Source organism: Collinsella sp. HCP3S3_E11 (genome assembly GCF_052067375.1).
In the GTDB taxonomy this organism is placed as follows: domain Bacteria; phylum Actinomycetota; class Coriobacteriia; order Coriobacteriales; family Coriobacteriaceae; genus Collinsella.
The window spans coordinates 1-11,493 of the sequence record NZ_JBQHQI010000012.1; the positions used below are offsets into that span (position 1 = coordinate 1).

9 protein-coding genes are annotated in these 11,493 nt (G+C 58.1%); 6 read left to right on the top strand and 3 right to left on the bottom strand.

The annotated features are described in order from the left end of the window. Nucleotides 1–189: 189 nt before the first annotated feature. Nucleotides 190–1,242 carry a branched-chain amino acid aminotransferase gene (locus ACTM86_RS07130; protein ID WP_441016660.1) on the bottom strand — a complete coding sequence of 351 codons (1,053 nt, stop codon included), beginning with the start codon at nucleotides 1,240–1,242 and terminating at the stop codon, nucleotides 190–192. A gap of 333 nt (nucleotides 1,243–1,575) precedes the next feature. Between ACTM86_RS07130 and ACTM86_RS07135 the strand changes: the two genes are divergently transcribed. From ACTM86_RS07135 to ACTM86_RS07155, 5 genes are all read left to right on the top strand, one after another. Continuing rightward, on the top strand, nucleotides 1,576–2,028 hold the full coding sequence (locus tag ACTM86_RS07135) for a helix-turn-helix domain-containing protein (protein ID WP_138340479.1): 453 nt from the start codon (nucleotides 1,576–1,578) through the stop codon (nucleotides 2,026–2,028). Between the two features lie 132 nt (nucleotides 2,029–2,160). Next, entirely contained in the window at nucleotides 2,161–3,804 is a 1,644-nt protein-coding gene (locus ACTM86_RS07140) for a serine/threonine protein kinase (RefSeq protein ID WP_441016657.1), read from the top strand. A 241-nt stretch (nucleotides 3,805–4,045) separates the two neighbouring features. Continuing rightward, nucleotides 4,046–5,557: a DUF4839 domain-containing protein gene (locus tag ACTM86_RS07145; protein WP_441016654.1), complete on the top strand. Its 1,512-nt coding sequence runs from the start codon at nucleotides 4,046–4,048 to the stop codon at nucleotides 5,555–5,557. Between the two features lie 10 nt (nucleotides 5,558–5,567). Beyond that, on the top strand, nucleotides 5,568–6,281 hold the full coding sequence (locus ACTM86_RS07150) for a zinc ribbon domain-containing protein (protein ID WP_441016651.1): 714 nt from the start codon (nucleotides 5,568–5,570) through the stop codon (nucleotides 6,279–6,281). A gap of 3 nt (nucleotides 6,282–6,284) precedes the next feature. Further along, nucleotides 6,285–7,643, top strand: a complete 1,359-nt coding sequence (locus ACTM86_RS07155; RefSeq protein WP_441016648.1) for an SPFH domain-containing protein — start codon at nucleotides 6,285–6,287, stop codon at nucleotides 7,641–7,643. Between the two features lie 147 nt (nucleotides 7,644–7,790). On the opposite strand, the gene ACTM86_RS07160 is transcribed toward ACTM86_RS07155, so the two are convergent. Further along, nucleotides 7,791–8,441, bottom strand: a complete 651-nt coding sequence (locus ACTM86_RS07160) for a VTT domain-containing protein (protein WP_441016645.1) — start codon at nucleotides 8,439–8,441, stop codon at nucleotides 7,791–7,793. Between the two features lie 223 nt (nucleotides 8,442–8,664). Here ACTM86_RS07160 and cysE point away from each other — a divergent pair, with 223 nt between their 5' ends. Beyond that, complete coding sequence (gene cysE, locus ACTM86_RS07165; RefSeq protein ID WP_441016642.1) at nucleotides 8,665–9,369, top strand: serine O-acetyltransferase; 705 nt, start codon at nucleotides 8,665–8,667, stop codon at nucleotides 9,367–9,369. A 108-nt stretch (nucleotides 9,370–9,477) separates the two neighbouring features. Here cysE and ACTM86_RS07170 read toward each other — a convergent pair whose 3' ends face one another. Further along, nucleotides 9,478–11,493 (bottom strand): ABC transporter ATP-binding protein, encoded by a 2,016-nt coding sequence (locus tag ACTM86_RS07170; protein WP_441016639.1) that lies wholly within the window; start codon nucleotides 11,491–11,493, stop codon nucleotides 9,478–9,480.

Consider the following 11,493-nt stretch of genomic DNA (forward strand, 5'->3'; position numbering starts at 1 on the left):
CTCGAAGAGCCCGATCGCCGCCTTCCTGGCCTCGATGTCGTGCTTCACCCTCAAGTCGACTCGCATAAAAAGCCTCCCATTTCTCGTGTCCAAGAAATGGGAGGCAGTTCAGTGCGCAGCGGGGGTTCTTTCATGCCCGAGGACGCGTCGGAAAGGAAGGTCGAACTCGGGCCGAATATACAAGACAGCTTACGCGACGGTGTAAACCCAGTTGTGCTTATCCTCGACAGCACCAGACTGAATACCAGTCAGGGTCTCGCGAAGTTTCTTCATAACAGGGCCGATCTCGGTGCAGCCAGCCGGGAAGGTCACGTTCTCGTCGGCACCATAAACCTTGTTGTCAATCTCGCCGACCGGGGAGATAACAGCAGCGGTGCCGCACAGACCGCACTCGACAAAGGTGCCGGCCTTAACCTCGGCCCACTCGACGGGACGCTGATCAACGGTCATGCCCAGGTCCTGAGCGACCTGAACGAGCGAGCGACGGGTGATGGAGGGCAGGATCGAGTCGGTGTGCGACTGAGGAACAACGAGGGTGCCGTCCTCTTTCACGAACAGGACGTTGGCGCCACCGGTCTCCTCGACATAGGTGCGAGACTCGGAGTCAAGATACAGGTTCTCGGCATAGCCCTCGCGATGGGCCTCCATCGTGGGCTTAAGGGACATGGCGTAGTTCAGGCCGGCCTTGATGTTGCCGGTGCCATGCGGGGCTGCACGGTCGTACTCGGAAACGCGCAGCTTAACGGGCTTAAGGCCGCCCTTAAAGTACGGACCGACCGGAGTCACGAGAATGCGGAACGTGTACTCAGGAGCAGGAGCCACGCCAATCACGTCACCAGAGCCAATCATAAACGGACGCACGTACAGGGTCGCACCGGAGCCGAAAGGCGGAACCCAGGCGGCGTTGGCAGAAACGACCTGCTTGACGGCCTCAACGAACTTGTCCTTGGGGAACGGCGGCATCTCGAGGCGCTGGGCAGAGTTATACATGCGCTCAGCGTTCATGTCGGGACGGAAGCAGACGATGCTGCCATCCTCGGCGGTGTAGGCCTTCAGGCCCTCAAAGACCTCCTGGCAGTAATGGAAGATGCCGCCGCACTCGGAGACATGCATGGTGTGATCGGTGGTCAGGCCGCCCTCGTCCCACTCGCCATCCTTCCAATGAGCCTCGTAGCTGTAATCGGTCTTCATGTAGCCAAAGCCGAGGCTACCCCAATCGATATCCTTCTTCTCGACAGTCATATGTCGCTCCTTACATACACAGTTGCATACTCGCGAACCCGCACGCAAGGACCGAGGCCGACCGTGTCGCAACGTCGCACGCCCGGAGCGTAGAGCCGGACGGGACACGCGGGCAACATCGAAGCCGATGGCACGTCGATTCGCATGGACGAGATTGTACTCCCCGCGCGCGTCGGATAAAACGTTTTTCTTTAACTAAGTAAAGTATTTTCATTTGCTTCGGAATTCACCAGGGTAAATAGGCGTCCTCCAAGCCGCGGCGTCCGCTCGCCCCATGCGCCCCGCGACCGCCCTATCGATATACTCTAAGTCGAGACGATGATTGGAGCCCCCTTGGCAACTCAGAACAAACGCGAACACTTGACGGAAGACCTGCTCAAGCGGCTGTTGGCCAGTTCGAGCATCGACGCCTATCTGGACGAAGGCGAAACCGTCGACCAAACGCTTCCCTCGTACTTGCGCTGCCTCATCGACGAGCGCCGCATCAAGCGCTCGGACGTCGCACGCAACTCGGGCCTTAACCCGACCGTTGTGTACGACATCTTTGCCGGCAAAAGCCGCCCCGGCCGCGACCACGCCATCATGTTGGCACTCGGCATCGGCTGCACGCTTCGAGAGACGCAGCGCCTTCTGAGACTCGACAGCGTCGCCGAGCTTTGGTGCAAGGATCGCCGCGACGCCATCGTCATCTGGTGCATCGAACGCGGCATGAGCCGAGCGTGCACCGACGACGAGCTCTACCGCCTGGGTGAAAAAACGCTTCTGGGAACCAACCCACTCAAATAAACGCCCACGTCCGCGCGAGCCCCGCGGCTCTATCGTCTCCATACGCGATTCAGTTGCCAACTGAACAAACAGAACAATTGTTGGCATATTATTTTTGGGGCATTTGCCCAGCTACCATGAAGGGAGGACGGCTTGAACGACAACCAGCTCATGCATGCCATGAGCCTTGACGACACCTATCGCGTCGAGCAGGTGCTCGCACGCGGCGAAGACGGCATTACCGAACTCGTCACGATTGACGGAGCCGGTCCCTTCGTGCGAAAGAAGATTCGACAGGAGCTTGCCCGCCGCAATGTATGGTCGGCACTCACAGAATGCAGCTCGCCCCGCCTTCCCCGCGTCGAGGCGACCTACGAACTACCCGAGCACTTTGTTGTCGTCTACGACTTTGTGCCGGGTCGGTCGCTTTCCAAAGTTATCGAAGCCGATGGGCCGTTGACGCCGGAAGAGACGACATCGCTTGGCATCGAGCTTTGCGAGGCGGCCGAGGAGCTCCACAGACACGGCATCGTCCACCGTGACATTTCCCCCAACAATATCGTGGTTGCCGCGAACGGCGCGCACCTCATCGACCTCGGTATTGCCCGCATGCGCGTCGAAGGGGCAAGCAAGGACACGACTTCCCTCGGAACTTGGGGGTTCGCCTCGCCCGAACAATACGGCTTTGCCCAGACCGATGCGCGAAGTGATGTCTACTCCATCGGACGCGTTCTTGGCTTTGCGCTTACGGGTGTCCGTCCCGATGACGAGGCTTACGAGCAGATTCTTAAGAAGAATCTTGATAATGCACCCGCGACGCTCGTCCATGCCATCACGCGCGCCTGCTCGTTTGAGCCAAGCGCGCGATTTCAGTCTGCAGCAGAGATGGCAGGGGCGCTCGCCGGCTCGTCTCGACCGGGAAACGACAGGGCATCTTCTGGCACAGATGGGCAGGTCGACCATGCCCAAATGGCAGCGGGTACGCATGCGCCTAAGCGCAATCCAGGCAAAAGCAGGACGCGGACCTTTGGCGGCCTGTTGCTAAAACTGGCACTCGTCACCGCGATGCTTGCCGGGCTGATGGCAGTCGGCGCGATTGCCATCTCGACGTTCCACGCCGGCCGAGAAAGCAGCAACGGGCCCACGTCCTCATCGCAAGCCGGCCAGTCTGACGGCGTTTCGACATCCAAAAAAGCAAATACGGCAAGCAATGCCAACCGTTTATCCGCCGAGCTCTCGATCGCGGAATCAGGCTGGTCGGTTGATGGGCACGGGTACGTCCATTTTGGCATCGGCCTTAAAAACTCCGACGGCCCTGCCGCTATCGCATTTCCCACCATTAAGGTCTCCGGATACGATGCGGACGACAACCTGATCTTTACGGATGAGAAAACCTACAGCGCCATCGAGCCCGGCCAGACCGTCTACTTTGGCGATCAGACGGGAAATGGCACCGCTCCCGCGCGCGTTAAGTTCGAGGCAGTCACACCCAGCGGCGTTGCACTTGCCAGCGCCACCGAAGCACCGGTGTACGAAATTTTCGATAGTACCGAATCCGTTGGGACAGACGGCATGCAGTCATTCTTGGCAAAGCTCAAACTCCAAAGCGCCCCGAGCGGCTTTGATAAGACCCAGGTGTTCCTATCGGCCATCCTGCGCGACAAGCAGGGCAACATCGTTGCCGGCTATAACAACTTTTCCGACTGCCCCGCCGTCGGTTCCACGACCCCCGTTTCGGTCGATGTCCACAATCCGCCCCCGCACGCAAGCTGCGATATCTACGCCGCCCAATGGTAGGACCGGGGCGCCGTTCGCCGACAGCATATCCGATTCAGTTGGCAACTGAGGAATCACAGCTCTCGTAGCCACACAATAAAATGACCAGCGCTGCCAAATGATCGCCAAAAGCGGAACAGGGTCTCAAGGCGCCCCAACGCCCTAAGCCCTTTCGATTCTTCCGAGTCGTTTCCCTTCCTAAGCGTGAGTTATATCCGACGAGCTGGCGAACGCAACCATACGATTTTTATGGAAGGCAGATATGACTTTTTGCCCAAAATGCGGAAACGAGTTACGCCCTGGCCTGCATTTTTGTCCTAAATGCGGCTCAGAGATAAACATCGCCAAATGCACTCCAGAAACCCACCGAACCGGTCACGTCGAGCCCGTCTCCGACAATGCCACCTCTGACGAGGCAAGTAATATCCCTCCAGTCCCCCACAATCCTACGAACAATGCCGCCGCAGACGAGCTTTCTGACAGCCTAGCAACGGCCGCAGACGCGCTTGGCGGCCTAGCAGCAAAGGCCGGAGCCATCGCGGCCGGCGCCGTGGGCGAACTCGCTAGCCGCGCAAAAGACGCCCTTGATGACGCAACAGCAGGCGCCGCTGGCAAACAGGAAGTGAACTCTACGGCGAATGATTCTCCGTCCGAATGTCGGGATGCCTCCGAGCTCGACGAGTCCTTTAAGGCACGGCTACCAAAAACAGCTCACAACAAAGGCGTCTCGAAAGTTATTGATTCCATCTCCCGCGAATCCTCAGCCTTGGTATCACAAGCTCGGAAAAAGCTAAGGACAAACCATGCGCCCCGGCACCCTTGGCGAATCCTTGGAATAGCCGGCATCGGCGTAGCAATAGTTGCCATCGTTACAGTCGTAGCGATCGCGCTCGATGCAAATGGCTCAAAGAAAACCAGCGAACCCGTTCAAGACGCCCCAAGCTATCCAGTCCATCTTTCCGTAGATTGCAGCGAGAATCTCCTCTTCTCTCGCTACGACCTTGCCATCTACGTTGATTCAGAAAAAGTCGGGACCCTCGACCACGGAGCCGAAGATTCATGGGACCTCACGCTCGACAAGGGACAGCACACGCTTAGGGTCCAGAAAGCAGACGACTCAAGCATCGACGGAAGGAAAACGTTTAAGGTCGATCAAAACGAAAAAGTCAGCTGCACCGTATATGCAAAACATGACCAGATAGAGATTAGCCTAAAAGTAAAGGCATCAACCGATAGTGGCGACAGCACAAAGGAACCATCACGGACAACCGAAAAGAAGAAAGAGAAAAAGAAAACGGACAGTGAGCCGACCCAAAAGAAGGAGACCGAAGAAGCAGAAACGGAGGATACTGACTCTCCCGAGCAAAATGCCGAAGCCGCACAGCCCGCTTCCGAACAAGATGCCGTCCTAACAACGACCAATTGCCCCGATCTTGCGACGCTGCTCTCCTCCAGCGACATGGACGCGAGCTGGTTTGTGTCCAAGTACGCAGGCAAGACTATTGAGTTTGACGGCAATATCGCCTACCTCGCCCCGCACGCCAACTACACCACGCGCTGGGATGTTTTGATCAACGCCGGCAACTATGACCCCAACCATGCTCAAGGTCCCGAAATGCAGTACGAAAACGTCAATACCTTAGACATGGGATTTGATGACAGTCTCGATGAAATCCGAACCGGCACAAACGTACACATCAAGGCAATAGTTAAGGATTACAACGCATCGACGTGTCTGCTTCACCTGGATCCCGTCTCGATGTCGGCACGTTAAGGAGTTGATAATGGCCTACTGCCCAAACTGCGGGACAAAGCTCGTTAATGGCGATGTCTTTTGCGGAAACTGCGGAAAGCGCATCGAAGCAGCCGCGACACCTTGTGAACCCGTTTTCTCGCAAGCGCCCACCGAGGAGACTGAGTCCCCTACAAAAGAAGCGAAACCAAAATCCGGTATTACGCGCTGCCCCGCTTGCGGCGAGATTGTCGACAAGAATGCGGTCATCTGCCCCTCATGCGGCTTCGGAATCCGCGATGTGGCAGACGGCTCGATTGCGCTGCTTTCGCAGAAGCTCGACCTAATCGAGAGCAAGCGACCTCAAAAACGAAACAGCGATTCCCACACCACGACAGCAACTGACGAGCGCAAAATCAGCCTGATTCGAAGCTGGCCCATCCCCACCAATAAAGATGACCTTATCGAGTTCGCCGCCATGGCAAGCGGCAACTGCATCGCTCCCCCAAACGACTACATGTATCGCACTGCAGAAGACGCACTTGCCGATGCATGGCGTTCCAAATTCGATCAGGCATACGCGAAAGCGGAGCATCTCTTTGGTGATAGCGAGGACTTTGCGCTACTCGAAGAACTCAAAACTGACATTCAAAAGAGGGCCTTCATATCGAGGCTTCGTGCTTGGGGGCCTTTGATCGCGCTCGTATTGTTTAGTGTCGCCGGCATAGCTTTTTGCTGCATCATGTCCGCTTGTTCAGGGGAGTAAATCATGGCTAATCAAAATCGCGCCGGCATGATGGATGAAATCCGCTGTGATGAGAAGGACTATCTCATCTGGAAATGGCGACCCGCAAACAATGTGCGCCGTGAAAACGCAATCCGCTGGGGATCATCTCTCCGTGTGCGCGAGGGTTCTGTTGCCGTTTTCATCTGCCGTCGCAAGGGACAAGACGCGATCCAAGAATTCATCGAGGGACCTTTTGATGAGGCGATCAACACCTCCAACCTGCCCATCATTGCGAGCTTTGTCGCGGCGGCATATGGCGGTGGCACACCGTTTCAGGCAGAGGTTTACTTCATCAATCTTGCCAAGGTTGTGCAATCACGTTTTGCCGTGCGCTACTTCGATGTGTTTGACCAGCGGTTCCCCGATTTTGGAGTACCCGTTGCCGTGCGAGGGACACTTACTTTCCAAATCGCCGATTACCGTGAATTCATCGAGCTCCACCGTCTTGATGAATTCACGCTCGAAGACTTTCAAAGTCAAGTTCGCGATGCGGTCTCGCGCAGAGTTAAATCTCTTGTCGCCAATATGCCTTCAAAACTCGGGATCCCTCTTTTGCAGCTCGCTGGCCGCACCGACGACCTCTCGGAACTTGCCAACAACGACCTTTCTTCACAGCTGCGCAAGGTCTTTGGCATAGAGCTCTCGTCTTTAGACATCGCCGCCATCGACGTGGACGAGGAGAGCGACGGCTACACTCGGCTCATGGCGGTAACACGCGATGTGACCGAGGCCACCGTCCGAGCCCAAACCGAAGCCAACATCAAGAACATCCATGATATGCAGCGTGTTCAAATGGAAAACCTGCAGGAACGTCTGCGTATTGAGCGCGAGGAAGGACAATATCGCGTCCACAAGCAGACTCAGACTGCTAACTTCCCCGCCTATCAGGTGGAAGCGCAAACCACCGTTGGCGTCGCTGGCGCAGAGGCGCTCGGACATATGGGCGAAAATGGAGCTGCGGACATCAGCCTCGGCGGCGGTGGCAACGGCGGCATGGACATGGCTGGGATCGCCGCGGGCATGGCCATAGGCGGTTCCGTCGGTCGAAACATCGCCGGCGCGATGGACAACATGATGGGCAACACTCCGGTGGGAATCTCTGGCTCCCCCGTTCCCCCGCCCATTCCGCGGCAAGATCGTTTCCACGTTGCTGTCAACGGCGCGGCAACCGGACCGTTCGGCCTCATCACACTGAGTTCCATGGTTGCCTCAAAATCGCTTGCTCCCGAATCTCTCGTTTGGCAAGAAGGCATGGCAAACTGGATGCCCGCAAAAACAGTTCCCGCGATTGCGGCGCTCTTCAATAACGGCCCCACCCCACCGCCGATTCCAGTTGATTAAGTCGCTGCGCGACGCTTGCTGCCAAGCGCATCGCGCGCCCACCTCCCCTCAAACGCAAACGGGATCCGTCGACTTCAAGCGACGGATCCCGTTTTGTTTTGGATAATGCAGCGCAACTGTTACCGCGTAGGTTTTAGCGCACGGATACTATGCGGCGTTCTGTTTGCCCAGCTTAGCCTTAACCAGGCCGACTACAGTCGGGATGATCGACACGGCAACGATGCCAATGATCAGCAACTCAAAGTGCTCCTGCACAAAGGGGATGCCGCCAAAGAAGTAGCCCAGCAGTGTAAAGACCGTCGACCAGGTAATGCCGCCCAGCACGTTGTAGATGACAAAGTTGCGCCAGTGCATACCGCCCATGCCGGCAATGAAGGGCACAAAGGTGCGGATAAACGGGAAGAAGCGGCCGAGGAAGATGGCCAGGTGACCCCACTTGTCCAAGAAGTCCTCGGACTTTTTGATACGCTCGGGCGTCATGGCCTTGACCTTGCCCGAAGCGATGATCTTTTTGCCAAAGAAGTGACCGATCATAAAGTTGCACTGGTCTCCCAGGATGGCAGCGGCCCATGCTACGGCCAGCAGGGCCACGATGTTAAAGCCACCGTTATGGGCAAAGAAGCCCGAAGCAAACAGCAGTGAATCGCCGGGAAGGAACGGGAAGAACACCACGCCTGTCTCAACGAAGATAATGAGGAACACGCAGCCGTAGGCCATAAGCGGGCCGGCGGCGATCCAGCTGGCAATCGCGGTGCGCGGGTCTTTGAGTAGCTCGGCGATAAAATTGATGAAACCCATGAAGTAAAACCTCTCAGTTGTGGGCGCGGATACGTCCAAGTTGACCAGTATACGGTTGCGGTGCCCCCTCGTGCGCAACCCCACAAAAGCATGACTCCATTACCAGCAAGTTTGCATAACTGACACCTGTCATGCAAAGCCGCCAAGATTATTCTTCCTAATCCCTAGCGAATCGCTATACTTTATTGAATCGCATTGCCATGGCGCTAAGGGAGGGCGGCCGGTGAGCTTTATCAATACCATTCGCGAGGACATCAAGACCGTCCAGGCACAGGACCCCGCCGCGCAAAACGGTCTGGTCATCTTCCTTTCCTATCCTGGCCTGCACGCCAAGTGGAACCACGTGCCCGAGCACTGGCTGTGGGAGCACGGTCATCGCTCGCTCGCCCGTGTGCTCTCGCAAATCACCCGCCACATCACCGGGGTCGAGATTCATCCCGCTGCACAGATCGGCAAGCATTTCTTTATCGACCACGCCATGGGCGTCGTCATCGGCGAAACCACCATCGTGGGCGACAACTGCGTGCTCTACCAGGGCGTCACGCTCGGCGGTACCGGCAACGAGACCGGCAAGCGCCACCCCACCCTGGGCAACAACGTCACCGTGGGCACGGGCGCCAAGGTGCTCGGCAACATTCGCATCGGCAACAACGTCAAAATCGGCGGCAACTCGGTTGTCGTCAAGGACGTGCCCGACAACTGCACCGTCGTGGGCGTGCCGGGACGCATCATCAAGCGCAACGGCTGCCGCGTGTTCGAGGAGAGCTTCGACGCCAAGCAGCACCGCGAGTACATGCCTGACGATGCCGCCGAGCAGTCCGCCCTCAACCGTCAGGGCATCACCGAGAACGCCCGCCGCGTCAAAGAACTCGAGCAAGAGGTAGCCGAGCTCAAAGCCCTCGTTGCCAAACTTGTGGACGAACGCTAGACGCGGACGGCCAATGACAACATTCATGCCAGCGCAAAGGCGCGCCAGGGAATCTATCCCCGGCGCGCCTTATTTCCGATGCGACAAGGGGGCCGTCCCCATGTCGCATTATGCGAACTGGCTCAGATAGAGGTCGGCGTAGGCGCCTTCGGCAGCCAGCAACTCCTTATGCGTGCCCTGCTCGATAATGTTGCCGTGATCCATGACCAAGATCAGGTCGGCGTCCACGATCGTCGACAGGCGATGCGCGATCACAAAACTCGTGCGCCCGCGCATAAGCGCGTCCATGGCGCGACCGATGGCGAGCTCGGTACGCGTGTCCACGCTCGACGTCGCCTCGTCCAGGATGAGAATCGCCGGGTTGTTGAGCAGCACGCGTGCGATGGTCAGCAGTTGACGCTGCCCTTGGCTAATGCTCTCGGCATCGTTTGCCACCCGCGTGTCATAACCCTGCGGCATGGTGCGCACAAAGAAGTCGACCTGCGCGGCGCGCGCAGCCGCCACGATCTCGTCGCGCGTCGCCTCGGGACAGCCGTAAGCGATGTTTTCGGCAATCGTGCCATCGAATAGCCAGGCGTCCTGCAGCACCATGCCAAATTGCTGGCGCAGCTCGCCGCGGTCCATACAGCTCGTGTCCACGCCGTCGAGCGTAATGCGGCCGCCATCGATCTCATAAAAACGCATGAGCAGGTTGATGAGCGTGGTCTTGCCCGCGCCCGTGGTTCCCACCACGGCGATCTTCTGGCCCGGCTCGGCGGTAAACGACACGTCGCGCATAAGCGGCTTGTCGGGCGAATAACCAAAACGCACGTGCTCAAAGGAGACGCGGCCCTCAATGCGACCCGGCAGCCTGGCAGCCTCACCCGGCAGCGGATCGGCTTCCATCTCGGGCTCATCGAGCAGGTCGAACACGCGCTCCGCACTCGCCAGCGCGCTCTGCAGCGAGTTGAAAGTGAACGACAGCTGCGTCATGGGTTCGGACGCCCCGTAGATAAACTGGAAGAACGCCTGGAACACGCCGACGGTCATTTGGCCGGCGACCAGCATGCTGCAGCCCACCAGCGCGATCACGATCTGCGCCAAACGGCCGATAAAGCGAACCGCAGGGCCGACGGCATTGATCATAAAGTCGGCCTTGGTACTCACGCGCGCTAGCTCCCTCGAGGCCTCGTGCACCTCGGCAGAGCTCTGATGCTCGCGGTTGAATGCGCGAATCACCAAACGGCCCGAATAGCCTTCCTCGACCGCGCTCGTGATTTTGGACACCCACTCCTGACGCTCGCCCGTCACATCATGCGTACGGCGCGAAACCACCTTGGTCACCAGCAGCGATACCGCCGTAAAGCCCAAAAATACCAACGTGAGCTTGACGCTATAGACAAACATCATGATGATGGCACCCGTCACGGTACCGATCGATACCAGCAGCTGCAGCAATCCGCGCTGCATACTCTCGGACATCTTGTCCAAGTCGTTGGTCGCGCGGCTGACCACTTCGCCGGGTCGATGCGCGTCAAAGTAGGCGAGCGGCAGGCGGCTGAGCTTCTGCGCGATGCGGTTGCGCAGACGCAGGTTGAGTCGCTCGGCGACGCTCGACATCAAAAAACTCTGCAGCGCATAGAACGATCCGGCGGCCGTCCAGATCAAAAAGTAGACAAAGATGGTCTTACCGCACTGGTCCCAGGTGATGCTGAAGGTCGTTCCGCTGGCAAACGCCACCTGTATATGGCCCCACAACTCGTCGATAACATGAGCGCTATATGCCGGCGCGGCGGTGTTAAAGATGACGTAGAACACAATGCTCGCGAATACAATATAGAAGCGCCAATGGTCGCCGGCGGCCTCGCTCCACAAGCGGCGCACCGTCGCCCAGGTATCCCGGGGCGTCTCGTCCTCTTCTTCGTCGTCCACGTCGCGCATACGCTCTGCCTCGGCACGGGCGCGCTCGTCCTCGGCACGCTCGTTTTCCTCGTACAGCGCCTGGCGACGAGCCTCGCGCTCGGCCGCGGCCCTGGCGGCGGCATCCAGCTCGGTCGACGCGGCAGACTGCTCGACCGCTTCCTCGGCCGCGTCCACAACGACGGCATCGATAGCGTCGCTGCGCTTCTTGAGCTCCTCGGTCAT

Bases quoted from the DNA above. Each gene is read 5' to 3' on its own strand.
- ACTM86_RS07150 (WP_441016651.1), top strand. From the start codon at position 5,568: ATGGCCTACTGCCCAAACTGCGGGACAAAGCTCGTTAATGGCGATGTC.
- ACTM86_RS07160 (WP_441016645.1), bottom strand. From the start codon at position 8,441: ATGGGTTTCATCAATTTTATCGCCGAGCTACTCAAAGACCCGCGCACC.
- ACTM86_RS07170 (WP_441016639.1), bottom strand. From the start codon at position 11,493: ATGACCGAGGAGCTCAAGAAGCGCAGCGACGCTATCGATGCCGTCGTT.
- ACTM86_RS07130 (WP_441016660.1), bottom strand. From the start codon at position 1,242: ATGACTGTCGAGAAGAAGGATATCGATTGGGGTAGCCTCGGCTTTGGC.
- ACTM86_RS07155 (WP_441016648.1), top strand. From the start codon at position 6,285: ATGGCTAATCAAAATCGCGCCGGCATGATGGATGAAATCCGCTGTGAT.
- ACTM86_RS07145 (WP_441016654.1), top strand. From the start codon at position 4,046: ATGACTTTTTGCCCAAAATGCGGAAACGAGTTACGCCCTGGCCTGCAT.